21 protein-coding genes are annotated in these 24014 nt (G+C 71.7%); 11 read left to right on the top strand and 10 right to left on the bottom strand.

Annotated features, from left to right (window positions below; genetic code table 11):
• Window positions 1-4: 4 nt before the first annotated feature.
• Complete coding sequence (locus ACWEN0_RS05050) at window positions 5-826, bottom strand: maleylpyruvate isomerase family mycothiol-dependent enzyme (RefSeq protein ID WP_451969038.1); 822 nt, start codon at window positions 824-826, stop codon at window positions 5-7.
• An 82-nt stretch (window positions 827-908) separates the two neighbouring features.
• Between ACWEN0_RS05050 and ACWEN0_RS05045 the strand changes: the two genes are divergently transcribed.
• The 8 genes from ACWEN0_RS05045 (at window position 909) to ACWEN0_RS05010 (ending at window position 12686) form a co-directional block, all read left to right on the top strand.
• Window positions 909-1700 (top strand): Abi-alpha family protein, encoded by a 792-nt coding sequence (locus ACWEN0_RS05045; protein ID WP_451969037.1) that lies wholly within the window; start codon window positions 909-911, stop codon window positions 1698-1700.
• 4 nt (window positions 1701-1704) lie between these two features.
• On the top strand, window positions 1705-2940 hold the full coding sequence (locus ACWEN0_RS05040; protein WP_451969035.1) for a DUF445 domain-containing protein: 1236 nt from the start codon (window positions 1705-1707) through the stop codon (window positions 2938-2940).
• 111 nt (window positions 2941-3051) lie between these two features.
• Window positions 3052-6015, top strand: coding sequence for a patatin-like protein (locus ACWEN0_RS05035; protein ID WP_451969033.1), 2964 nt, complete (start codon window positions 3052-3054; stop codon window positions 6013-6015).
• 299 nt (window positions 6016-6314) lie between these two features.
• Window positions 6315-6824, top strand: a complete 510-nt coding sequence (gene ectA, locus ACWEN0_RS05030) for a diaminobutyrate acetyltransferase (RefSeq protein WP_451969031.1) — start codon at window positions 6315-6317, stop codon at window positions 6822-6824.
• Between the two features lie 15 nt (window positions 6825-6839).
• Window positions 6840-8093, top strand: a complete 1254-nt coding sequence (gene ectB / locus ACWEN0_RS05025; RefSeq protein ID WP_451969029.1) for a diaminobutyrate--2-oxoglutarate transaminase — start codon at window positions 6840-6842, stop codon at window positions 8091-8093.
• Between the two features lie 11 nt (window positions 8094-8104).
• Window positions 8105-8491: an ectoine synthase gene (locus ACWEN0_RS05020; protein ID WP_451969028.1), complete on the top strand. Its 387-nt coding sequence runs from the start codon at window positions 8105-8107 to the stop codon at window positions 8489-8491.
• Between the two features lie 33 nt (window positions 8492-8524).
• Entirely contained in the window at window positions 8525-9427 is a 903-nt protein-coding gene (gene thpD / locus ACWEN0_RS05015; RefSeq protein ID WP_451969026.1) for an ectoine hydroxylase, read from the top strand.
• Window positions 9428-9920: 493 nt separating this feature from the next.
• Window positions 9921-12686 carry a BTAD domain-containing putative transcriptional regulator gene (locus tag ACWEN0_RS05010; RefSeq protein WP_451969025.1) on the top strand — a complete coding sequence of 922 codons (2766 nt, stop codon included), beginning with the start codon at window positions 9921-9923 and terminating at the stop codon, window positions 12684-12686.
• Between the two features lie 359 nt (window positions 12687-13045).
• On the opposite strand, the gene ACWEN0_RS05005 is transcribed toward ACWEN0_RS05010, so the two are convergent.
• The 6 genes from ACWEN0_RS05005 to ACWEN0_RS04980 all read right to left on the bottom strand — a co-directional run bounded on the left by ACWEN0_RS05005 (window position 13046) and on the right by ACWEN0_RS04980 (window position 17539).
• A complete protein-coding gene (locus tag ACWEN0_RS05005; protein ID WP_451969024.1) occupies window positions 13046-13714 on the bottom strand; it encodes a DUF4190 domain-containing protein in 669 nt (222 codons plus the stop codon).
• Window positions 13715-14020: 306 nt separating this feature from the next.
• Window positions 14021-14905, bottom strand: coding sequence for a hypothetical protein (locus ACWEN0_RS05000; RefSeq protein ID WP_451969023.1), 885 nt, complete (start codon window positions 14903-14905; stop codon window positions 14021-14023).
• The gene (locus ACWEN0_RS04995; protein ID WP_451969021.1) at window positions 14902-15378 is read right to left on the bottom strand and encodes a DUF6932 family protein; all 477 of its coding nucleotides are present in this window, start codon (window positions 15376-15378) and stop codon (window positions 14902-14904) included. The genes ACWEN0_RS05000 and ACWEN0_RS04995 overlap by 4 nt, the downstream gene beginning before the upstream one ends.
• 57 nt (window positions 15379-15435) lie before the next feature.
• A complete protein-coding gene (locus ACWEN0_RS04990) occupies window positions 15436-15855 on the bottom strand; it encodes a hypothetical protein (RefSeq protein WP_451969019.1) in 420 nt (139 codons plus the stop codon).
• A gap of 3 nt (window positions 15856-15858) precedes the next feature.
• Entirely contained in the window at window positions 15859-16590 is a 732-nt protein-coding gene (locus ACWEN0_RS04985; protein ID WP_451969017.1) for an OmpA family protein, read from the bottom strand.
• Window positions 16591-16729: 139 nt separating this feature from the next.
• Window positions 16730-17539: an SGNH/GDSL hydrolase family protein gene (locus ACWEN0_RS04980; RefSeq protein ID WP_451969015.1), complete on the bottom strand. Its 810-nt coding sequence runs from the start codon at window positions 17537-17539 to the stop codon at window positions 16730-16732.
• Between the two features lie 255 nt (window positions 17540-17794).
• Between ACWEN0_RS04980 and ACWEN0_RS04975 the strand changes: the two genes are divergently transcribed.
• Window positions 17795-18454: a DUF3159 domain-containing protein gene (locus tag ACWEN0_RS04975; protein ID WP_451969014.1), complete on the top strand. Its 660-nt coding sequence runs from the start codon at window positions 17795-17797 to the stop codon at window positions 18452-18454.
• Window positions 18455-18550: 96 nt separating this feature from the next.
• On the opposite strand, the gene ACWEN0_RS04970 is transcribed toward ACWEN0_RS04975, so the two are convergent.
• Together ACWEN0_RS04970 and ACWEN0_RS04965 are read right to left on the bottom strand one after the other, a co-directional pair.
• On the bottom strand, window positions 18551-19510 hold the full coding sequence (locus ACWEN0_RS04970; RefSeq protein WP_451969012.1) for an N-acetylglucosamine kinase: 960 nt from the start codon (window positions 19508-19510) through the stop codon (window positions 18551-18553).
• Window positions 19507-20553, bottom strand: a complete 1047-nt coding sequence (locus ACWEN0_RS04965) for an SIS domain-containing protein (protein WP_451969010.1) — start codon at window positions 20551-20553, stop codon at window positions 19507-19509. The genes ACWEN0_RS04970 and ACWEN0_RS04965 overlap by 4 nt, the downstream gene beginning before the upstream one ends.
• 148 nt (window positions 20554-20701) lie before the next feature.
• Between ACWEN0_RS04965 and ACWEN0_RS04960 the strand changes: the two genes are divergently transcribed.
• Window positions 20702-21457, top strand: a complete 756-nt coding sequence (locus ACWEN0_RS04960) for a GntR family transcriptional regulator (RefSeq protein WP_451969009.1) — start codon at window positions 20702-20704, stop codon at window positions 21455-21457.
• A gap of 39 nt (window positions 21458-21496) precedes the next feature.
• A complete protein-coding gene (locus tag ACWEN0_RS04955; protein ID WP_451969007.1) occupies window positions 21497-23023 on the top strand; it encodes an MFS transporter in 1527 nt (508 codons plus the stop codon).
• A gap of 7 nt (window positions 23024-23030) precedes the next feature.
• Here ACWEN0_RS04955 and ACWEN0_RS04950 read toward each other — a convergent pair whose 3' ends face one another.
• Window positions 23031-23981: a threonine ammonia-lyase gene (locus tag ACWEN0_RS04950; RefSeq protein WP_451969005.1), complete on the bottom strand. Its 951-nt coding sequence runs from the start codon at window positions 23979-23981 to the stop codon at window positions 23031-23033.
• Between the last annotated feature and the right edge of the window lie 33 nt (window positions 23982-24014).

The raw sequence follows: 24014 nt of genomic DNA, 5'->3' as shown, positions 1-24014 counted from the left end.
CTGGTCAGACGATGATCGACGTCATCGTCAGCACCTGCGCGCAAACGTTTTCGTCACCGGTCGTGCGGATGCGGCCGACGTCGGCGGCGTTGCGGGTGCAGAGCCGCCAGAACGTGTCCAGGTCCGTCGTCACCGTGGCCAGCGGGGTGCGTGACGGCGGCGCACCGCGGTCGAGCGTCCAGCCGTCGCGCTCGCGGCGGGCGTACCACTTGCCGGCGCCGGTCACGGTGTAGCCGACCTGCTTGCCGACGCGCGCGTCGACGTCGCGCAGGGTGTGCGGCAGCGCGCGGACGAACGTGTCGGCGATCGGCTCGGCGTACTCCCGCTCCAGCGGCGTGTGCTCCAGGGCCTCGCGGATCTGCACGTGGTGGACCCAGAACTCCGAATACTCGCGGGCCGCGTCCAGCCAGCGCGGCGCGGGCTCGTCGCCCGCCCAGCTGACCGGCTCGCCCACGGCGTCGAGATCGAGCTGCGCCCAGTACTCGGTCGTCTGGCCCATGAACTCGTACATCATCGTGAGCAGAACGTCGGTCGACAGGCGACGGCAGGCGACAACCCACTCCTCGTTGATCCGGTCGATGAACCGCGGGAAGGACTCACCCGCGCGGGGGCTTTCGGACGCGTGCCCGTCGCGGCCGCGGGAGAGCCGGCCGACCTTGTCGCCGAGCAGGTGGGCGGCGACGTCCTTGACCGACCAGCCCGCGCACATCGTCGGCCGCGTCCAGTCTTCGTCGGTCAGCGCGCCGAGCAGCGTCATCAGCGCCTGCTCTTCTTTCGAGAAGTACGGGAGGACGTCGATCGGCGGGCCCCAGCGCGTCGGACTCATGTCGCACATAATGCCGGTCGTCACACCTCCATCCGGCCTACCCGCAGGTAGCATCAGCCCGTACGCAGAGGGGAGTCCGCCGGTGAACGCAGAGCGACCGAACGGCCGGGGCACCGGCGACGAGGTGGCCGACCTGGCCCGCCGCGCCGGGCAACTGGCGGGCTGGGCCGCGCGCACCAGCTTCGCGCTCGGGCGCAAGCTCCCCGGTGTCGAGACCGCCGAACGCACGGTCCGGCAGGTCGAGCACTCCCTGCTGGCCGAGCTGCGCCGTCGCCTGGACGAGGTCGACGACCCGTACCACGCGGCGCTGACAGCGGCGTCCGCGATGAACCGCCCGGCGGTGCCCGGCAAGGTCGAGGCCAGCGTCACCATCGTGCCGGCGCGCGACAACCACGCCGAGCCGCTGCGCGCGGCGATGGCCGAGCTGCTCAACCACTCCATCGGCTTCGGCCGCGAGCGCGCCCGCGAGTACTTCTACGCGATCATCCTGCGCCAGCTGACGCCGGACGAGGCCCGCATCCTGTCCGCGCTGTCGGACGGCTCGCCGTTCCCCGCGGTCGACGTCGTCGAGCGCACCGGCCTCGGCGGCACCGGCCGCGTCGCGCTGCGCAACGCGTCGACCGTCGGCAAGGCGGCGGGGGTGTCGCTGCCCGACCAGGTGCCCGGCTACGTCACGCGGCTGATCGGGCTCGGGCTGGTCGACCTCGACGAAGAGGTGCCGGCGCTGGAGACGCAGTACGAGATCCTGCTGACCGACGAGACCGTGCGCGACGCCGAGAAGCACGTCAAACGCGCGAAGTACGTCCGGCGGACGATCCACATCTCGCGCCTGGGGGCGCAGTTCTGGCAAGCCTGCGACCCGAGTTTCGCGTAGCCGGATGGGGGCGTTCCTCGCCGGCATCGTCGCCGACTTCGCGCAGCACTGGCCCCTCTACGTCTCGATCCCCCTCGTCGCCGCGCTGATCGGCTACGGCACCAAGCTCGTCGCGATCCGGATGATGTTCCAGCCGGTGGAGTTCATCGGCGTCAAGCCGTTCCTCGGCTGGCAGGGCATCGTGCCCAAGCGCGCGGCGCGGATGGCGAGCATCGCCTGCGACACGATGACCGAGCAGCTCATCAAGCCGGCCGAGGTCGTCGCGCGGCTGGACGCGTCGCGGATCGCCCAGGAGATCGAGAAACCGCTGCTCGCGGGCGTCGAGGACATCGTGCGCGAGGTGGCGGGGCACTACCAGCCCGGGCTGTGGGAGTCGCTGCCGGTGCGGGTGCAGCAGCTGGTCATCCAGCGCGTCCAGCACGAGTCGCCGCGGATGGTCGCGGCCGTGCTCGACCTGATCAAGTCCGATGTGGACAGTGTCTTCGACCTCAAGGGCATGGTGGTCACCAGCCTGGTCAAGGACAAGCGCCTGCTGAACCGGATCTTCCAGGAAGCGGGCGCGAAGGAGTTCAAGTTCATCGCCCGCTCGGGCCTGGTGTTCGGCGGCGCGATCGGCGTGATCCAGATGGTCGCCTGGGTGCTGTTCAAGTTCCCGCCGATCATGCCGGTCTTCGGCCTCTTCACCGGCTGGTTCACCGACTGGCTCGCGCTGCGGATGATCTTCTACCCGATCGAGCCGCGCAAGTACTTCGGCGTCGAGTGGCAGGGCCTGTTCCTGAAGCGGCGCGCGGAGGTCGCGGAGGCGTACGGGTCGCTGATCGCCAAGGAGATCATCACCCCGCACAACGTCATCGAGGCGATCCTCAACGGCCCGCTGTCGGACCGGGTGCTGGCACTGATCCAGCGCCAGCTCGACCGGGAACTGGGCAGCGTCGCCAAGCCGGTGCTGGTGTTCGCGGTCGGCAGCCGCAAGTACCAGGACATGAAGCTGGCGATCGCGTCCCAGATCATGTCCCGCCTGCCGGAGACGATGCGCTACATCGAGGACTACGCGACGGACGCGATGGACATCCGGAACGTCCTGGTGTCGAAGATGAAGGAGCTCTCCCCGCACGAGTTCGAGCGCCTGCTGCGCCCGGCTTTCGAGCAGGACGAATGGATCCTGATCGCGACGGGCGCGGTGCTCGGCTTCCTCGTCGGTGAAGGCCAGGTGCTGGTGCTGGAGCACCTGGCGAGCTGAGCACCCGGCCGGGCGAGCAACTCCACCCGAACGGCCGTACACCTGTACGTATCCCGAGGCTTACCTTGCGCCTCTACTCTGCGTCAGGACGACGACCGGGCGGGGGAGCCCATGCCTCAGACAGTGCAGCCGTGGCAGCAGGAGATCCGCCTGGCGATGACGATGGTCGGCGGTGCCAGCCTCGCCATCTGGATGGGCGGTGTCGCCACCGAGACGTCGCAGCTGCTGCGCGAGTCGCGGGGCGACACCGGGCCCGGGCTCTACCGGAAGCTGCTCGACCTGCTGCGCGCGTCGGTGTCGGTCGACGTGCTCACCGGGACCAGCGCCGGCGGGATCAACGCCGCCTGCCTCGGGCTCGCCGAGGCCTTCGGCTCCACGCCGCAGGTGCTGCGCGACACCTGGATCAGGATCGGGTCGCTGGAGAACCTCGTCCGCGACCCGGCCGAGGCGCAGCCGCGGTCGATCCTCGACGGCGACCGGGTGCTGCTCGGCGACCTCGAGCGGGCGCTGCACGAGATCACCGATCCCGGTGCCGCGCCCGCCGAGGAGCCGGACATCACCGTGCTGCTCACCGGCACGATGATCGACGGCGAGACGACCCGGTTCGACGACGCGCTCGGGAACCTGGTGCGGGACACCGAACACCGCATGCTCTTCCGCTTCGGCGGTCCACAGTGGACGCAGGGGGTGCAGGGCCCGCTCGCCCTCGCCGCGCGCTCGACGGCGTCGTTCCCGGGTGCCTTCGAGCTGTCCCGGATGCACATCGGCCCGGAGGGGACCGACGAGCTGCACCCCGACATGACCGCCTACACCGACCTGACGCGCTCGCACTGGTTGACCGACGGCGGCGTGCTGCTCAACAAGCCGCTGCGGCCGGCCCTGCGCGAGATCTTCGAACGCCCGTCGCACGCGGACGTGCGGCGGCTGCTGCTCTACGTCGTGCCGACCGGCGAACGCGAGGCGAGCGAGATCGCCTGCGACGCGGCGAACCCGCCACTGCTGTCGAACGCGATGAGCAAGGTCGTCTCGACGGTGATGAGCCAGTCGATCAGCGCCGAGCTCGAGGACCTGACCCGGCACAACGACGCCGTCGTCCGGACGCGGGACACCCGCGTCTCGCTGGCGGCGCTGGGCCTGCGCGGCGGGCCCGACTGCCTGATCGACCGGCGCATCGCCACCGCCTACCTGGAGCGGCGGACGGCCGAGGACGCGGCCGAGCTGGTCCGCGTCGCCACCCGCCGGTACGCACTGTCCGATGTGGACACCGAAGACCGCGAGTGGGCCTCGGGGATGTCGCAGCAGCTGCGCGCGGTCGCCGTCGGCGGGCTGAGCAGCGGCATCCCGCCCGAGCCGCCGGCGGCCACCATGGCCGTGCCCGACCTCGTCGCGTACCGGACGAGCGCGCTCGACGACGCCGTCGCGACCGGGCTGCAGCTGATCAACGCCGCGTTTCGGCTCGGCCCCGACCCCGCGCAGGCCAAGGCCCTCAACGACGCGCGGGCCGGGCTGCACACCGCGCGGCAGAAGTCCGCGCGCGGCGTCCGGCTCGCGCAGTGGGTCGCGGCGCACGACGGGCCCGGCGCCAGTAGCACTCTGGACGTCTGGATCCGCGAGCTCGCCGAGGAGTGGGCCGGGCTCGGCCGCTCCGACGAGGTGGCGCAGGCCTGGCCGATGGTCGTGGCGGCGGTGCGCGCCGCGGCGCCGACGTTCCAGGCGCTGGCCGACGCCGCGCCGGAACCGGCCGACACCACGGTCAAGACGCTGCTGGAGTGGCTCGACCCCGGCTCGCCCGACGACGTCGTCCAAGCCCGGCTGCTGGCCCTGCACGTCGCGACGCGGGGGCTGCTCGCGCAGGCACCGTCGGTCGACCAGCGCGTCGAGCTCGTGCAGGTCAGCGCCGATTCGCGGACGCTGCTGGACCTGAAGCGCCGCCGGTCGTGGGACAAGCTGACCGGGATGCAGGCCGACTACTTCGGCGCGTTCTACAAGGCGTCGTGGCGGGCCAGCGACTGGATGTGGGGCCGCGTCGACGGCGCCGGCTGGCTGGTGCAGTGCCTGCTCGACCCGCAGCGCCTGGAAACCCTGCGCGACCTCATCGGACCCGAGGCGTTCCGGACCGAGCTCGTCGAACTCCTCACGCCGCTCTGGCGCCTGCCCGATCGCGACGACAACGCCGAGCCGGCCGAGGTGCAGCAGCTGACCGGCCAGCTCGACGCCGAACTCGCGTTCCTCGGGCTGAACGCGAAGCTCGAGTCCGTGGACTTCGCCACCACACGCCCGGTCAGCATGCCGGTCACGGCGATGGTGCTGGCCCGCACACGCCAGGCCGAGATCGCCGCGGAAGAACTTCCGGTCGTCGCGACGCAGGCGGCCGCGGACGTCAAGACCGGCGGGTGCAGCGGCCGGGCGTCGGCCGGGTTCCGCGCGCGGGCCGCGCAGCCGATCGCCGGCGCGGCCGCCGCCCAGAGCGTGTTCCAGGCGTGCCAGGTGTCGGCGGAGAAGCTCGCGGGTGAGCAGGGCACGGCCCAGCTGACGCGGACGCTGGTCAAGCTCGGCGCCGCGACGGTCAACGCGGGCGTGGTGGCGTTCCGCCTGCCCGGCGGCTGGCCGAAGACGGTCGCGGGCATCCTGCGGACGGTGGCCAGGAGCACGGCGAAGGTCACGCAGAGCGCGTCCAGGCTGGGCACACCGGGCTCGCTGGCCGCGGGCGTGCTGGCGCTGCTGGCCGGCCTGGTGATCGGCGACAGCGGCGGCGCGATCCTGCAGTGGATCGGCCTCCCGGTGCTGGCCGGCGCGGTCGTCTACCTGGCCACGGCGCTGCTGACCATGGGGCACCCCGCGCGACGGCTGTTCGCGCTGCTGGGGGTGCTCGTCGTCGCCGCGCTCCTGCTGGCCTCGTTCCTGCCGCCGCTCGCGCAGCCGTTCTTCGGCTGGCTCGGCAGCGTGGTGGCGGGCTGGCGCCGGGGCGAGGGCGCGGTCTGGTGGCTCGTGGTGGCCGCCTTCCTGATCCTGCCCGCCGTCGTGATGCCGGTGAGCGGGATCTGGCGCCGCGTCCGCCACCGCCGCGGAGCCTGACCGGACACCTTCGCCGTCGAGGGGCGCCGCGGCCGCCGGCCGTCCGGCCGGGGGCGCCGCTCGTGCGGACTCGTGCGGAATACGGCCCGTCGCCTTGCGATCACGGCCGCGAAGGTTCATGGTGCCGGTAGGTCGCGAACCACCGGCGCGCGACCCAGGCGCGCGTATGCCCACGAACCGTCCACATCAAACATGTTTGTGGGACTCCTCACCGGGTACTCCGCGTCGCCGCAGGTCATTGCGGGGGTCGTGAGCCAGATCGCTGGCGGGCCGAAAATTCTCTGTTACGTTTCCTGAGTATGTCCGTAACGCACTTGATCGAATCCCCGACCAAGGCGGACGGCGCGGAGCTGTGGCGAATCGCGCGTGATTCCGCCAAGCTCGATCTCAACTCGCCGTACGCATACATGCTGTGGTGCCGCGATTTCGCCGAGACCTCGGTGGTCGCGCGCGAGGACGGCAGGGCGGTCGGATTCGTGACCGGCTACCGCCGGCCGGGGGAGCCCGACGTCGGGTTCGTCTGGCAAGTCGCGGTCGACGCGTCCCAGCGCGGGAAGGGCCTGGCAGGGAAGCTGCTCGACGCCCTGTACGACCGCCTGGTCGACAACGGGGTGCGTTACCTCGAGACCACCATCACCCCGGACAACGAGGCGTCCATCCGGCTGTTCACGTCGTTCGCGAAGCGCTGGAACGCCACGGTGGAAACCACGGTGCTGTTCGCCGGGGAAGATTTCCCCGAAGCCGGGCACCTGGCCGAAGAGCTTTACCGCATCGGTCCGCTCACAGCACGCAAAGATCCGGGCGAGTAGGAGAAAAGAAACGTCATGAGCATCTTCGAAGAGCTCGAATCAGAGGTCCGCAGCTACAGCCGCGGGTGGCCGGTCGTGTTCGACCGCGCCCAGGGCAGCTGGCTGTACGACGAGAGCGGAAAGCCCTATCTGGACTTCTTCGCGGGCGCCGGCGCGCTGAACTACGGGCACAACAACCCGAAGCTGAAGCAGGCGCTGATCGACTACATCCAGCGTGACGGCGTCACCCACGCGCTGGACATGTTCACCGTGGCCAAGCGCGACTTCCTGCAGACCTTCCGCGACAAGATCCTCGACCCGCGCGGGTACGGCTACAAGGTCGTCTTCCCCGGGCCGGGCGGCGCGAACGCCGTCGAAGCGGCGCTGAAGCTGGCGCGCAAGGTGACCGGCAAGGAGTCGGTCATCAACTTCACCAACGCCTTCCACGGCATGACGCTGGGCGCGCTGTCGGTCACCGGCAACTCGATGAAGCGCGGCGGCGCCGGCGTCCCGCTGGTGCACGCCACCCCGATGCCGTACGACAACTACTTCGACGGCGACTACCCGGACTTCTTCTACTTCGAGAAGCTCCTGGAAGACTCGGGCAGCGGCCTGAACGAGCCCGCCGCCGTGATCGTCGAAGGCGTCCAGGGCGAAGGCGGCATCAACGCCGCCCGCGTCGAGTGGCTCAAGGCCCTCGGCGACCTCTGCAAGCGCCACGGCATCCTGCTGATCCTCGACGACGTCCAGATGGGCTGCGGCCGCACCGGCCCGTTCTTCAGCTTCGAGGACGCCGGGATCCAGCCGGACATCGTCTGCCTGTCGAAGTCCATCGGCGGCTACGGCATCCCGATGGCGCTGACGCTGATCAAGCCGGAGCTCGACGTCTGGGAGCCGGGCGAGCACAACGGCACCTTCCGCGGCATCAGCCCCGCGTTCGTCACCGCGAAGGAAGCGATCGACGTCTACTGGAGCGACGACGAGCTCGAGAAGTCGACCACCGCGAAGGGCGAGCGCATCGCCGCCGCGTTCTCGGGCATCGTCGAGTCCTACCCGGACGCGAACCTGCTCGCCAAGGGCCGCGGCCTGGCCCGCGGCATCGAGTTCCAGAACGGTGACCTGGCCGGGCGCATCTGCGCGGAAGCGTTCGCGCGCGGCCTGCTGATGGAAACCTCGGGGCCCGACGGCGAAGTCATGAAGCTGTTGCCGCCGTTGACCCTGACCGACGACGAGCTGACGCAGGGCCTGTCGATCATCGACGAGTCCGTGAAGGCCGTCCTGACCAAGTAAGGGAGTACGACGTGCTCGTCCGCACGCTCGACGAGATCACCGACACCGACGCCGACATCAAGACCCCGAACTGGCGCAGCAAACGCATCATCCTGGCCAAGGAGGGCGTCGGCTTCTCGGTGCACGAGACCACGCTGTACGCGGGGACGGTCAACGACTTCTGGTACGCCAACCACATCGAGGCCGTGTTCATCACCTCCGGTGAGGGCGAAATCGAAGATCTGGCCACCGGCAAGGTGTACGAGCTCAAGCCCGGCACCCTGTACCTGCTCAACGACCACGACAAGCACCAGGTCCGGCCGAAGACCGAGATCAAGTGCGTCTGCGTCTTCAACCCGCCCGTGACCGGTCGCGAGGTCCACGACGAGAACGGCGTGTACCCGCTGGTCACCGAGTAAGGAACCGGAGAAAGGAAACAGGAGGCGAAGCCCGTGACGCTCACGGACACCCGGGTCGACGACAGTTACCCGACCCGGATCACCGGTACGCCGGCCCACCTGCCGCGCGTGCACCCCACGGTGTGGGGTACCGAAGCCGACGGCCCGATCGACGCCGCCACACTGGCCAACCACGAGACCAACGGCTACACCGTGGTCGAGGACCTGCTCTCCGTGGGCGAGGTCCAGGCGTACTGGCAGGAGCTGGTGCGGCTGTCCTCCGACGGGGAGCTCGCCAGGGACGAGCGCGTGATCACCGAGGCGAAGACCGGTGAGGTCCGGTCGATCTTCGACGTCCACGAGATTTCGGGCCTGATCGCCGAGCTGGTGCGCGACCCGCGCGTGCTGGACCGGGCCCGGCAGCTGCTCGGCTCCGAGGTGTACGTCCACCAGAGCCGCGTCAACTACATGCCGGGGTTCAAGGGCACCGGGTTCTACTGGCATTCGGACTTCGAAACCTGGCACGCGGAGGACGGCATGCCGTCGCCGCGCGCGGTCAGCTGCTCCATCGCGCTGACGGACAACTACCCGTTCAACGGCGGTCTGATGATCATGCCGGGTTCGCACCGGACGTTCGTCCAGTGCGCCGGCGAGACGCCGGACGAGAACTACAAGGCCTCGCTCAAGGACCAGCGGGTGGGCGTGCCGAGCGAGGACGACATCACGAAGATGGCGGCCGAGCACGGCATCGACCAGTTCACCGGGCAGGCCGGTTCGGCCCTGTGGTTCGACTCGAACATCATGCACGGCTCCGGGAACAACATCACCCCGTACCCGCGCTCGAACATCTTCCTGGTGTTCAACAGCGTGGAGAACGCCCTGGAGGAGCCCTACGCGGCGAGCGTGCCGCGGCCGGCGTTCATCGCCGGCCGCGACTCGACGCCGATCTCGCGGTGAAGCAGCCCCCGCGAACGCGCGGGTGCACGGCCCCGCGGTGACCGACTCGGTGCGCTTTGTTACCGTGTCGCCACCGCGTGGGCGTGTGGCCCGCGCAACAGACGTCCTCGCGGACGACCGGCGGCGGGTGCTTCGCTCGGGGTGAGCCCACCCGCCCGGCCGTCAGCGTGGACGACGGGCGGACCGCGCCCCCTGGCGGCCCGGCCGGGAGTTCCAGGTGCTTTCCGGGGGCTCCGGGTGGCGGAGCCGCCGGCCCGGGGCGAAGCCCCGGGGCAGCACCGCACGACCCCGCACCAGCGGCTCGGGACCGATGGTGCGGGGTCGTGTCATGTCCGGCCCCGTGGAAGCCGCACCGGGGTCCGGGTCCCGCTGCGGAATCCGCAGGAACCCAAAACTCCTGGTACCGGGCCTGCTCGACAGCCGGTGACCAAGGTAGGTTGACTCTCCCGGCGAGGGAGACGCCGCGGACGACCCAGGGGAGGTGGGCGCGAGCATGGCCGAATGCCGGTTCCAGCTGCTCGGGCCCGTCCAGCTGTTCGACGGCGACGTCGCCGTGCCCATCGGCGGCCCCGGCGTCCGCGGGCTGCTCGCCCTCCTCGCGCTCAAGCCCGGCAAGGTCGTCGGGCTCGACGAGATCATCGACGCGCTCTGGGGCCACGACCCGCCCGCGACGGCCCGGACCATCGTCCACGGCAACGTCTCGCACCTGCGGCGGATCCTCCGCGAGATCGGCGGCCCGAGCATCCTGACCACCCCGCCGGGCTACCGCCTGGAGGTCGAGCCGGACCGCGTCGACGTCCACCGGGCGCGCACCCTGCTGGACCGGGCTTCCGTGGCCGGGCCGGAAACCGCGGCCACGCTCTTGGCCGAGGCGCTCGCGCTGTGGCAGGGGCCGGCGCTGGGCGGCGTGCCCGACTCGCTGCGGGCCCCCGAACTCGAAGACCTCCGCCGCGCCGTGCACGGCGCGCGCGTCGACGCCGACCTCGACCTCGGCCGGCACGCCGAGCTGATCGTCGAGCTGAGCCCGATCGTGCGGGCCGATCCGCTCGCCGAGCGGACCGCCGGGCAGCTGATGCGCGCGCTCTACCACGCCGGGCGCCGCGGGGACGCGCTCGAGCTGTACCGGACCGTCTCCCGCGCCACCCTCCGCACCCTGGGCGTCGAGCCCGGTGCCGAGCTCCGCTGGCTGCACGAGCGGGTGCTCAACGACGACCTCCCGGCACTCTCCCGGGAAAACTCCCCCGTGGGGGCGGCACATTCCCGGGAAAGTGCCGCCCCCGGGGAGCCGATCTCGCAGCTGCCCGCCGCGGTGCCCCGCCTGGCCGGGCGCGCCGACGAGCTGGCCTGGCTCGACGGCCTGGTCACCCGGGCCGAGGCGGGCCAGACGACCATCGCAGTGGTCACCGGGACCGCCGGGGTCGGCAAGAGCACGCTCGTCGTGTGGTGGGCCCATCGCGTCGCGGCGCGGTTCCCGGACGGCGTCCTGTTCGCTTCGCTGCGCGGTTTCGACCCGCACCACCCGCCGCTGGAGCCGGCCGAGCTGCTCACCCAGTTCCTGCTCGGCCTCGGCGTCGAGACCGCGAAGATCCCCGAGCTGCTGCACGAACGCGTCGCGCTCTACCGGTCGCTGATCGCGGGACGGCGGATGCTCGTGCTGCTCGACGACGCCCGCACGGCCGAGCAGGTGCGCCCGCTGCTGCCGCCGAGCGCGCGGACGATGACCGTGGTGACCAGCCGCTCGCGCCTCGACGGGCTCGCCGTGTCGAACGCGGCCCAGCAGCGCGTGCTCGGCACGCTCGCGCCCGAGGACGCCGTCCAGCTGATCGAGGAGCTCGCCGGCCCGGCCGAGCTCAACCACGCCCTCGCGCGGCTCTGCGGCTACCTCCCGCTCGCCCTCCGCATCGCGGGCGCGCGGCTTTCGGCGAGCGCGCAGCGCACCGCCGAGGAGCTGGTCGACGAGCTCGGCAACGAGCGGACGCGGCTGGCGGGGCTGCAGGTCGACGGCGCCGACGACGGTGTGCGCGCCGCGTTCGACGTCTCCTTCCGGGGGCTGCCCGGCGAGGTCGCGGAGACGTTCCTGCAGCTGGGCGCGGTGCCGGGGGTGATGGTCGGGCCGCACCTGATGGCCGCCGTCGCGCAGATCCCGGTGGCCGAGGCCCGGCGGCGGCTGCGCGCGCTGGCCGCGCACAACCTGATCGCCGAGACCGCTCGCGACGTCTTCGTCCCGCACGACCTCGTCTGGCTCTACCTGCGCGAACTCGCCGAGCAGGAGCTGGGTGAGAAGGAGCGCGACGAGGCGCTCGGCTGGACCGTCCGCTACTACCAGGCGGTGGCCGACCGGGCCCGGCGCCGGCTGGGGCCCGTCGCCGATCCGCTCACCTTCGACGGCGTGCTCGGCGAAGAGGCCATGCCGCCGCTACCGGGCTTCGCCGAAGCGCAGGACTGGTTCGCGGCCGAGTGGCCGAACCTCCTGGCGGTCCTCGACGCCGCGTACGCCGCGGGCCGCCACGACGACGTCTGGCGGCTGGCCCGGATCGGGCACAGCTACCGCGTCGCGTGCCCGCTGCTGGACGAGTGGACGCGGATGGCCGACCTCGGCGTCGCCGCCGCCGAAGCCGCGGACGACGTCGAAGGGCAGTGCTGGCTGCGGCTCGCGCGGTGCGAGATCGCGCTGACCTTCGAGCTGCCCGGGGCCGGTCTCGCCGACGCCGAACGGGCGCTGGACCTCGCCGCCGGATCCGCCGACCCGCGGCTGGTCACGTCGGTGGACCTGCACCTGGGCCGCGCGCTGAGCCGGCTCGGCGAGCACGAGAAGGCCATCGACAGGCTGGCGAAGGCCGTCGAGGAGGCGCCGGACGGCACGCTCCGCGGCCTGGCGCTCGGCAGCTGCGCGCAGGCGGAGAAGCGGGCCGGCCGGCTGCCCGAGGCGATCGCCCACCAGCTCGCGGGCCTGGCGATCGACCGCGAAGCCGGCGACGACGACCGGCTCGTCGTCTCGCTCGACAAGCTGGCCGAGCTCTGCCTGCGGGCGGGCGACCTCGAGGCGGCGCAGCAGCACGTCTGGGAGGCGATCGACCTCGCCATCAGCCGCGAGTTCGTGGTCCGCGAGGGCGCGCTGCGGCTGACGCTGGGCCGGGTCCTGCGGGCCCGGGGCGATCTCGACGGCGCGCGGGAACAGCTGGCGTTGTCCGTGCGCATTTACGAACGGGTGCACCCGAAGCTGGTCGGCGAGGTCCGGACCGAGCTCGCCGAACTGTAGCCGGGATTTCCCCGCGCATTCGAACTGCGACAACTCGGCGCCGGTGATCAAGATTTGTGAAGAGTCCACCGGTTGCGAATGTGTCACGGCCCGGCTTCGGCGCGGCCAATTCCGCACGTCCGTGTCCCGGTGAGGCGGAAACGGCCCGGAACCGGGGTCGATCCTTAGTGGATTCTTAGTGTCGCCGGGCTACGTCCGCGTAGGTTCGGTGGTGCCGGCTGAGCCCTAGGGGAGGGGCAGGCTGAGACGCCGGCGCCGGGCCCCGCGCGGGAAAACTCCCGCCGGGGCCGGGAGCCGCCAGGAGCGGCTCGTGGCGGCCCGGCCGGCCGACGTGGGGGTAGGCCGGCCGGTCGCCAGGCTCAGCCCACGTTCGCCGTGCAGAGCGCGATCGTCGTCCCGCTGTTTTCCGCGACCTTCTTGCCGTCGACCAGAATGGCGCAGCTGATTTCGTTGTTCACGTTCGAATTGCGGGTGTCCGCGGTCAGCGTCAACAGGTACGAACCATTGTTGTAGGACGCCTGGCCTTCCCACGCGTCGGTGCTCGCGGGCGCGTTTTCCGTGCGCTGGTCGGAAAGGCTGCCGTAGCGCACGGTCGCGCCGCCCGCCGAGGTCACCTGGAACGTCACGGAGTGCTTGTCGCCGGCGACCGAAGGCAGGTGCAGCCCGGCCTCGCCGCCGCCGAAGAAGGTCGAGTAGAGCAGCATCCCGGCCGTCGTCAGCAGGGCCGCGATCGTCGCCACGAGCGCGGTGACCGCCAGCCCGCGGTCGCCCACGGTGCCCTTCTTGACCTGGACCAATCCGGCGATCGCCAGGACCAGGCCGATCCCGGCGAGGGGCCACGCGACGTACCCGAAGTCCGGGACGAACGTGACGACCAGGGCGGCCACGCCGAGCAGCAGGCCGATGATCGCCAGGATGTTCCGGCCGGGTTTCGCGTTGGCTTGACGACGCTCCGTGGCCGTCACCGGTGGCGCGGGCCTTCCGTGGCGCGCGGCGGTCGGCGGCGGGTACTGCGGGTCGGTCATCATGCGGACCCCTTCGGGTGGGAGTGCGACGACGTTAACCCATAAGAGTGCCCGCAGACGAAATTGTTACATTCTGGAAAAAGTCATTGTCCCACCATTTTGTGCCAGGTATCGGTATTTCCTGACAACGTGCGCAGGGTGTGGCCCGGTGATCAATGGGAAGAATATCGGAGTTCCCACTGTTCCGTGGCCGGTTCGTCGACCTCGCAGCCGGTATCGTAAATACCGTACGGACATCCCAGTACCGCCGTGGGGCCTACGACGGGTGTCGGCAGGGTCGCCCACGGCGAAAGTCGTATACCGGACTTCTCAGTCGAAAAGGCTCACTTCGGGAGTGATTTCGAGAAGCTCGAAAACGGGACGACCGCGGCGCCCGTCGATCGTCGTCGTGCGGACGACGCGCAGCCGGGCGGTCACCGGGCGGTCGAGGTTCTCCTTGATCTGGTCGAGCAGGTCCGGCGCCACCGCGCCCTGGATCGTCCCGCCCGGCTCGCGGTCGAGGTAGAAGATCCGGCGCCGGGTGCGGACGCCGTCGAGCCGCCCGCGCACCGTCTCGTACCCGACGGCCTCGCGCGACTCGCGGAGGCTGCCCTGCAGGATCCGGGCCTGCTCGGTGGTCATGCTGCGGGTGACCTGCTCGCCGGACGTCGGCGTCAGCGCCATCCCGATGCCCGCGTTCTTCGCCACGGCGTTGACGATGTCGCTCACCGCGTTGCGGACCGTGTCGCGCTGCAGCAGCACGGCGTCGAGCGCGCCGTCGTCGGAGCCGTTCGCCGGCAGGAAGTCGCACAGCTCCTTGACCGCGCGCTCGGACAGCGTCTCGATGCCGTCCACGATCAGCGCGTCGTCGGTGACGTCGAGCTCCGGGAAGCCGAAGAAGATCGCGTTGCCCGCCTGGCCGCGCTGGATCAGCGGCGCCTTGTCGCGGTCGGCCTGCTGGACCTGGGTGACCTCGCCGGACGGGTTCCGGATGATGTGCCCGATCTTGGCCGTCGCGTCCTGCAGCGCGCGGCTGATGTCCGAGAACGTGTACGCGTCGATGGTCTGCTCGCCGATCACCGAGACGTGCAGCAGCGGCGAGCGGGACGTCCGCTCGAACTTGGCGTTGGCCGCCATCGCCGAGGCGCGCGCCAGGTCGTCGAGCCACGTGCCGCCGGGGATCTCGTCGGCGATGCGCCGGAACTCGTTCTTCACCAGATCATCTCCGGGTAGCCCCTGCCGCCTTCGGCCCACACCTCGGCCCAGACGTCTTCGTCGCCCGGGCGGCACAGGAAGCCGTCCAGCATCCCCCCGACCGGCTGAACCTGATCGAGGTACATCGCGGGCTGCCCGACGATCACGCCGCGCAGCGTCAGCAGGCCGTACAGGGCCGAGCGGCCGGCGTCGTCGAGGCGCTTGAGCGCGCCCCACTCGTCCGGGATGAGGACGACGTCGAGGCCGCGCGGCGGGTGCGCGCCGCGGGTGATGAGCTCGCCACCGACCCAGGCCCGCCCGGACGGCATGATCCGCCGGGCCACGCCGAGGTAGCTGTTGAGCGCGCTGAAGAGGATCTCGCGCTCGTTCTGGTACGGGGCGTCGAACACGAGCCGCTCGTAGACGTCGGCCAGATCGCAGGCGTGGCGGCCCGGCGGCAGGACCTGCTGCGACGTCCAATGGGGGAGCGCCACGCCACCCCCTCCTCGGCCTTCGCTCACAGTGCGTAGCCGAACTTACCAGGATGGGTGTCAGCCACCGCGCCCAGGCTGGTGCGGCCACTGGGGAGTGGCCTCCGGCAGGTCGTCGGTTCCGGGCCAGGCCGGCTCCTCTTCGGTGGGCCAGTCCTCGGCCTGCAGGGCGTGCTGCGGCGGCATCGGCAAGTGCCCTTCGCGGTGGCCCGCGGGTTCGGGTCCGTCGTCGTCGTGGACGGCCTGGGGGCGATCGGTCTCGTGCTGCGCCCAGGCGGCCGGGATGAACTGGGTCTGCTCGGCCGCCAGCTGCTCCGGCTCGGGCTCCGGCTCGTCGTAGTAGTGGTCTTCGGGCACCGGTTCGGCTTTCGGGCGCTGTGCGGTGCGCAGGACGAGCCACGACGTGAGCGCGCCGAGGAGGAAGGCGATGATCAGCCACAGCCAGATCTGCCCGAACAGCCACACCATCTGCTCACTCACCCCTCAAACGACCGTGATCTCGACGCGCCGGTCCTCTTCGCCGCCGGACGGCCGGGTGTCGCCCAGCCCCCGTGCGGTCAGGCGCTCGGCCGTCAGCCCGTTGGTGGTGAGGATCCGCACGACGGCCCTGGCGCGGTCCCGGGAGAGCTTCAGCGCGCCGCTCGCACTGCCCGACCCGAGGGCGGCGTGGCCGGTGACGCGGTACCGGAAGGTCTCCGGCGACTTGGCGATCGCGACCGCGACGGCGACGGCGGCCTGCTCGCCTTCGGGTGTCAGCCGGGCGGTGTCCGGCACGAAGGTGATCGGCGTCTCGGCGAGCATCCGGTCGATCTCGGCCTGCACGCCGGCCTTGTCGGTGGGCGGCGGGGGCGCGGTGGCGGTGGTGGTCGGCGGCGGGCTGCTGCTCTCGGGCGGCGTCGTGCTCGGCGGCGGGCTGCTGGGGGCCACCGGGGTGACGTCCCCGTCGAGCTGGGCGGCGCGGACGCCGTCGACCTTCTGGACGACCTCGAGGGCCCGGAGCGCCTGGTCGGGCGGGAAGCCGCTGAGGGTGGCGTCCCGGCCGTCGAAGCTGACGTTCCCCTTGGTCAGCCCGGCCCCGGCGAGCGCGGCCTGGGCGTCGGAGGTGAGGTCGCGCTGGATGTTGCCGCCCTGAGCCCAGGTGACGACCCCCGCGAGCAGCGCCGTGACCAGCACCGCGATCGGGACCACGAGGATCCAGCGACGACCACCGGGCATAAGGGGAGCGTAAGCCGGGTCCGGCGGGTTGGCGAGCCGGAGAAGGGTGGTGGTCCACAAGTTGTCCCCAGGCGTGTCGACATGGGGACAACTGGCGACCCGGTGATCGCCCGGGTACGGACCGTGGGGCGAACGCCCGTCAGCTGGCCTGCTGGGCGCTGTCGGGCACCTCGAGCACGTCGAGCGGGACCAGCGGGGACAGCTGCGGCCGCTTGGGCGACAGGCCGTCCCCCATGGACTCGCCGCGCAGCTGGCGGCGGATCCAGGGCAGCAGGTGCACCTTCGTCCACGTCAGGTCCGAGCGGCGCGAGTCGATCCACCGGTACGGGTGGTCTTCCGACGGCCACGGCTCGCGCCAGTCGCTCGCCACCGGGACGCCCAGGACCTCCGCCGACTTCAGCGCGATGCGCCGGTGGGCGTCCGGGGAGAAGTGCAGGCGGTCGTCGCTCCAGGCGCGGCGGTCGTGCAGCGGGGCCATCGTCCACAGGTCGACCATCCGGGCGCCGTGGCGCTCCGCGATCGCCCACAGGTGCGCGTTGTAGATCGCCACCTTGCCGCGCAGGACCGACATGACCGAGAGGACCTTCGTGTCCGGCCCGTTGAAGATCAGCACCGGGATCCCCGCCTCGCGCAGCTTCGCGACGCCCTCTTCGAAGCGCTCCGCCACCGCGTCCACGTCCGCCCCCGGGACGATGATGTCGTTGCCGCCCGCGCAGAGCGTGACCAGGTCGGGCTTCAGGTCGAGCGCGATCGGGAGCTGCTCGTCCATGATCTCGTCGAGCATCTTGCCCCGCAGGGACAGGTTCGCGTACTGGAAGCCGGCCCGCCCGGCCGCGAGGATCTCCGCGAGGCGGTCGGCCCAGCCGCGGAACGAACCGTCCGGCAGCTCGTCGTTCAGCCCCTCGGTGAAGCTGTCACCGATCGCCACATAGCTGTCGAATCCGTACACGTTGGGTCCCCTTCCCGTCCTGCGGCCGACACTCCCCGACATGTAGTTGTACACCCCAACTAACCATCTGTGTCCCACCGGTGTTCAGCTCGCGGTCACAGTGTCTTATCTTGTCGGCCTTCCCCGCCTCTCTATTACGCAGTCTTCACCTTCGGCATGCCGTGAGACAGCACACTCGAAGGCGAATACCACATCCGATGTGGCGAAAATCTCCCTGCTTGGAGCGCTCGCGCCGCGATCCGGCAGGCTGGACACGTGTCCGCAGAACCCCGTGAGTCGCTCACGCAGATCCTCGGCGGCCGCCGGGGCGCGCTCGACGCCAGCATCCCGCCCGTCGGCTTCGTCGTCGGCTGGCTGGCGGCCGGGCAGTCGATCGCGTGGGGTGCCGGCGCGGCCATCGCGGTCGCCGTCGCGCTCGGTGTCTACCGGATGGTCCGCGGCGGGAAGGTCCGCGCGCTCGTGGTCAGCCTGGCCGCCGTCGTCGCGGCCGCGCTGATCGCCCTGCACACCGGGCGCGCCCAGGACTTCTTCCTGCTGCAGCTGATGTCCAATGTGGCCAGCGCCCTGCTGTGGGCGGCCAGCATCGTGGTCCGGTGGCCGCTGCTCGGCGTCGTCGTCGGCCTGCTGCTGGGCCAGAAGACGCGCTGGCGCCGCGACCCGGTGCTGCTGAAGGCGTACTCGCGCGCCAGCTGGGTGTGGGTGTTCGGCCAGTACACGCTGCGCGTCGTCGTCTACGGCCTGCTGTGGTGGTCCGGCCAGGTGATCGCGCTCGGCGTGGCCCGGACGGTGCTCTCGTGGCCGTTGGTCGCGCTGACCGTCGCGGTGAGCGGCTGGGTGCTGTACCGGGCGCTGCCGCCGGAACACCCCGGACTGCGCCTGGCCCCGGACGGCCCGGACGACGTACCCAGGACATAAGGCGGCCCCCGGCGAGGGGGGAGGGTCCGGGGGCCACTGCCTACGTTACCCGGAACACCCGGGTTCAGTCGATGTTTTGGCGATTTCGCGCCCGGTTTAGGGAAATACTGGTCTAACCACCCCTTCGCCGAAGGCGTCGACGGCGGCGAGCCAGGCCGCCCCGAGGACCCCATCGGAGCTGGTCAGCACCTCGAGGCCGGACAACCCACGGCGGACCAGGGTGCCGACCGGGCTGGTCCCGGTGAGCACCGAGCCGACGAGCACGACCGGGCCCGCCTCGCCGGGCTCGCGCGCGGCGAGGGCGTTGGCGACCAGAAGCTCGGCCGCCCGGGCGACTATCCCGCTCGCCGCGGGCTCTCCCGCGTCGTGCGCCGCGCTCACCAACGGCGCGAACCGGGCCAGCCGGACCGGCGCCTCGGCGTTGGCCGCGGTGATCAGCGCGCGGGACGCGACGAGCCGTTCGGCGTCCGTCCGGACGTCCAAACCGGACGGTCCGAGCGCGGCGGCCAGCACCGCCGACGGGAGCCCGTCGAGCGGCAGCCCGCGGCCCAGAGCCTCCAAAGTGGATCGGACGGCCTCGCGCCCGAGCCAGAACGCGGACCCTTCGTCGCCCAGCAGCCAGCCGTAGCCGCCGGCGGTGCCGGCCAAGCGCCGCTTGCGGATCCGGCCCGCGATCGAGCCGGTGCCGGCGACGAGCACCGTCCCGTCCGGCGCCGACGTCGCGGACGCGTACGCCACTTCGGCGTCGGCCACCACGCGCACGGTGCCGGTGAGCCCGATCCGCGCCCACGCCGCGTCGAAGACCGCGGCCACCGCCGGGTCGCTCAGCTTGCTGACCCCGGCCATGCCGACGACGCACGCCCGCACGGCGCCCGGGTCGTGCCCGCCCAGCGCGGCGGTGATCGCCTCGGCGATCCGGCCCGCGGCGACCCCGGGCGTGTGCGCGTTGGGGTTGGCGCCTTCACCGCGCCCGGTGCCCAGAACGGCGCCGGCGGCGTCGACCAGGGCGGCCCTGGTCGACGTGCCGCCGGCGTCGACGCCGACCGCGAAGCTCACCGCGTCTTGGTCACCTTCAGCAGGCCGCGCGGGCTGTCCGGGTCGCCGCCGCGGGCGAGCGACAGGCCGAGCGCGATCCGCTGGATCGGCAGGATCTCCAGGATCGGCGCCAGCTCCTCGACGGTCTGGGGAACGTCGATGCGCAGCGCGGCGGGGGCCGCCGCCGAGGCCGAACCGACCGCCACGACGTCCGCGCCGCGCTTGCCGACGGCGTCGATGACCTCGCGCATCGCCTCCGCGCCGTGCCCGGCGCTGGTCACCGCGAGCACCGCGGTCTGGTCGTCGACGGCCGCGACCGGGCCGTGCAGCAGGTCCGCGCCGCTGTACGCGCGGGCCGCGAGGTAGCTGGTCTCGGCCAGCTTCAGCGACGCCTCGAGCGCGGTGGCGTACGAGTAGCCGCGGGCCGTGGTCAGCACGCGGTTGACGAAGCGGTACCGGTCGACGGCGCGCTGCACGCCCTCGGCGGCCCCGTCGAGCGTCTGCTGCGCCAGTTCGCCGATCTTCTCGGCGTCGGCCGCCTTGCCGCCGCGCACGGCGTCGATCAGCAGGTACAGCGCCATCAGCGTCGCGGAGTACGTCTTGGTCGCCGCGACGGCCTTCTCGACGCCCGCGCCGATGTCGACGCCGAGCTCGGACGCCGCGCGCAACGGCGAATCGGGCGTATTGGTCACGGACACCGTCAGCGCGCCCTGGCGCCGCGCCGTCTCGGTGACCTCGATCAGGTCGGGCGAACCACCGCTCTGGCTGACCGTGACGAACAGCACGTCCCGCAGATCGGGCCGCGCGCCGTACAGCGTCGCCGTGGACGGGGAGACAAGACCAGCCGGAAGGCCGAGAAGTACCTCGATCAGGTACTTCGCATACAACGCTGCGTGGTCACTCGATCCACGCGCGGCGAGCAAAGCGAAGCGCGGGGGCCGTTGTGAGATCTTTTCCGCCACCCCGGCGATTTCCGCCTGACGCTCGACCAGTCCCGCCAGGACGTCCGGCTGCTGGGCGATCTCCGCGGCCATGTGCTCGCCGGGCCGTTGTTCGGTCATCATTTTCCTCTCCACCTCCGGCATTATGTACCGGACTCAGGCGGCGTCGGTCAGGTCTAGACCAATGTTAGTAGGGCGGCGGGTTTGGGGAAAAGGGTACGTTTCTTACGGGGACGTGGCGCGCAATGAGGGAAGACATAGGGAGTCGGGCATGTTGGAGACCACCACCACGGGCGAGGCGGGCGCCGTCGCCGGGATCCGCGGGCAGCGCGAGCCCAAGTACTGGGCGCTGAAACAGCACCTCCTCGACCTCCTGGACGTGCTGCCGCCGGGGTCGCCGATCCCGACCGAACGCGCGCTCGCCGGGGAGTTCACGGTCTCCCGCACCACCGTGCGCCAGGCGCTGGCCGACCTGACCGCCGAGGGCCGCCTGCACCGCGTGCAGGGGAAAGGCACCTTCGCGGCCGAGCCGAAGCTCGCCCAGCGGCTGCAGCTGTCGTCCTACACCGAGGACATGCGCCGGCAGGGTCTGAAGCCGTCTTCGAAGCTCCTCGAGCTCGAAGAGCTGCCGGCCGAGGGCGACCTCGCGAAACTGCTCGGAATCCGGACGGGTGCGAAAATTCTTCGCCTTCGACGGCTTCGACTGGCGGACTCGCAGCCGATGGCACTGGAAACCTCGCACCTGCCGGCCGGCCGGTTTCGCGGGCTGCGCAAGCACATCTCGGCCGGCGGTTCGTTGTACGCCGTTCTGCGCGAGCACTTCGGCGTCGAACTCGAACGCGCCGAGGAGTCGATCGAGACGTCGCTCGCGGGTCCGGAAGAGGCGGAGATGCTCGGCGCCGACGTCGGCATGCCGGTGCTGCGGCTGACCCGGCACTCGTTCGCCACCGACGGCAAGCCGGTCGAGTTCGCGCGGTCGGTCTACCGCGGCGACCGGTACAAGTTCGTCACCACGCTGATGCCCTGAGTTGTTGACGGCGATCTCCGGCCGGGGTGAAGTGGCAGGGTGACAGCCACTGAAGACACCGGGATCCGCTGGGGGACGCACGCCGCGCGCGGGGTGCTGGCCACCACGATCCTCGGGTCGGGCATGGCGATGCTCGACGGCACCATCGTCAACGTCGCCCTGCCCCGCATCGGCGCCGAGCTCAACGCGTCCGTCGCCGGGCTGCAGTGGATCCTCGACGGCTACCTGCTGGCGCTCGCCGCGCTCATCCTCGTCGCCGGCTCGCTCGGCGACCGGTACGGCCGGCGCCGCGTGTACCTCGTCGGCGTCGTCTGGTTCGGCGTCGCCTCCGGGCTGTGCGCCGCCGCGGTGTCGACCGAGATGCTCGTCGCGATGCGGATCCTGCAGGGCATCGGCGGCGCCCTGCTGACGCCCGGGTCGCTCGCGATCCTCCAGTCGTCCTTCGCGCACGACGCGCGCGCCCGCGCGATCGGCGCCTGGTCCGGCCTCGGCGGCATCGCGGCCGCCGCCGGCCCGCTGCTCGGCGGCTTCCTCGTCCAGGTCTGGTCGTGGCGGCTCGCGTTCCTGATCAACGTCCCGATCGCGCTGGTCGTCGTGCTGATGGCGCGGAAGTTCGTGCCCGAGTCCCGCGACCCGGACGCGACCGGGCACCCGGACTTCGGCGCCGCCGCACTCGGTGCGCTCGGCCTCGCCGGCGTCACCGGCGCCCTGGTGGAGGCGCCGGTGCGGGGCATCGGCGACCCGGTCGTGCTGGTCGCGGGCCTGCTCGGGATCGCGGGCCTGACCGCGTTCGTCGTCGTCCAGCACCGCTCGCGCGAGCCGCTGGTGCCGCCGTCGCTGTTCCGCGACCGGACGTTCACCCTGGCCAACGCGCTGACCTTCGCCATGTACGCGGCGCTCGGCGGCGTGATGATGCTGCTGGTCATGCAGCTGCAGGTGTCGCTGCACTACTCGCCGACGGCGTCCGGCCTGGCCGGGCTGCCGCTGACGGTGATCATGCTGCTGCTGTCGGGGCGGTCGGGGGCGCTGGCCCAGCGCATCGGCCCGCGGGCGCAGCTGGTGGCCGGCCCGATCGTCGTCGGCATCGGGATGTTGCTGATGTTGCGCATCGCGCCCGGCGCGTCCTACCTGGGCGCGGTGCTGCCCGCGGTCGTCGTGTTCGGGCTCGGGCTGGCGACGGTGGTGGCCCCGGTGACCGCGACGGTGCTCGCCGCGGCCCCGGACCGGTACGCCGGGGTGGCGTCCGGCGTCAACAACGCGATCGCCCGCTCGGGCGGTCTCCTGGCGGTCGCGGTGCTGCCCGCGGCGGCGGGGCTGACCGGCGAGGCGTACGCGGACCCGGTGGCGCTGACCGCGGGCTGGCGGATGGCGCTGGTCATCTGCGCGGTCCTGGCGATCGCCGGCGGGCTGATCGCGCTGGGCATCCACAACGGCGTCCTGGCGCCCCCGGCCGAGCCCGCGCCGCCGGATTCGGACGAGTGCCCGCACCTGGGCGAGTGCTACCACTGCGGCGTCGAGGGCCCGCCGACCCACGTCCGCCGCGGGACCCCGGTGGCCGGCGACTAGCGCCGGTTCAGCCCGCGAGGATCTCCGCGAACACCGCCGGGTCGGCGTTGCCGCCGGAGACGATCGCGACCGTGCGGCCGGCCGGCAGCTCGCCGGTGTGGAACAGGTACGCCGCCGTCGTCACCGCGCCGCTCGGTTCGGCGACCAGCCGGGCCTTGCGGGCGAGGGTGCGCACGGCCTCGCGGATCTCGTCCTCGGTGACCGTGATCATGTCGTCGACGACTTCCCGCAGGTGGGCGAAGGTCAGCTCGGACGGCTGCGCGCGCAGGCCGTCGGCGATCGTGCGGGCGCGGTCGGCCTGCGGCCAGTCGGCGCGGCGGCCCAGCCGCAGCCCCTCGGCCGTGTCGCCGGCCAGCGCGGGCTCGACCCCGATCACGCGGGCGCGCGGGCAGCGCGCCTTGACCGCGGCACCGACCCCGCCGGCCAGCCCGCCGCCGCTGACCGGCACGAGCACGACCTCGACGTCCGGGAGGTCCTCGGCGATCTCGAGCCCCGCGGTGCCCTGCCCGGCGATGACGGCCGCGTCGTCGAAGGGCGCGATGAGGGTCAGGCCGCGTTCGGTGGCCAGTTCGTGCGCTTTGCCCTCGTGCTCGCCGATCGGCACCTCGATCACTTCGGCGCCGTAGGAGCGGGTGGCCTCGACCTTGATCCGCGGTGCGATGTCCGGTACGACGATCACGGCGGGCACGCCGAACCGCTGCGCGGCGTACGCGACCGCTTGCGCGTGGTTGCCGCTGGAGTAAGCGATGACACCGCGGGTACGCCGTTCGTCGTCGAGGGTGGCGATCGCGTTGTACGCGCCGCGCACCTTGAACGCACCGACCGGTTGGAGGCTTTCGGGTTTGAGCCAGAGGTTTTCGCGAGGATCCCACGTTTGGCGCAACAGGGGTGTGCGCACGGCGACCCCCTGGACGCGCTTCGCCGCGGCTTCGATGTCGGAGATCGTCACCAGTTCCATGTGCCGAGTATGTCAAGAAAGTGTTCGGCCCGT

Source organism: Amycolatopsis sp. NPDC004378 (assembly GCF_053602455.1).
This window is presented reverse-complemented; position numbering and strand designations above follow the sequence as displayed.

Coding starts and splice junctions, on each gene's coding strand:
- ACWEN0_RS05035 (WP_451969033.1), top strand. CDS start 3,052: ATGCCTCAGACAGTGCAGCCGTGGCAGCAGGAGATCCGCCTGGCGATG.
- ACWEN0_RS05010 (WP_451969025.1), top strand. CDS start 9,921: ATGGCCGAATGCCGGTTCCAGCTGCTCGGGCCCGTCCAGCTGTTCGAC.
- ACWEN0_RS05050 (WP_451969038.1), bottom strand. CDS start 826: ATGAGTCCGACGCGCTGGGGCCCGCCGATCGACGTCCTCCCGTACTTC.
- ectB (WP_451969029.1), top strand. CDS start 6,840: ATGAGCATCTTCGAAGAGCTCGAATCAGAGGTCCGCAGCTACAGCCGC.
- ACWEN0_RS05005 (WP_451969024.1), bottom strand. CDS start 13,714: ATGATGACCGACCCGCAGTACCCGCCGCCGACCGCCGCGCGCCACGGA.
- ACWEN0_RS04985 (WP_451969017.1), bottom strand. CDS start 16,590: ATGCCCGGTGGTCGTCGCTGGATCCTCGTGGTCCCGATCGCGGTGCTG.
- ACWEN0_RS04965 (WP_451969010.1), bottom strand. CDS start 20,553: ATGATGACCGAACAACGGCCCGGCGAGCACATGGCCGCGGAGATCGCC.
- ectA (WP_451969031.1), top strand. CDS start 6,315: ATGTCCGTAACGCACTTGATCGAATCCCCGACCAAGGCGGACGGCGCG.
- ACWEN0_RS05040 (WP_451969035.1), top strand. CDS start 1,705: ATGGGGGCGTTCCTCGCCGGCATCGTCGCCGACTTCGCGCAGCACTGG.
- ACWEN0_RS04950 (WP_451969005.1), bottom strand. CDS start 23,981: ATGGAACTGGTGACGATCTCCGACATCGAAGCCGCGGCGAAGCGCGTC.
- ACWEN0_RS04960 (WP_451969009.1), top strand. CDS start 20,702: ATGTTGGAGACCACCACCACGGGCGAGGCGGGCGCCGTCGCCGGGATC.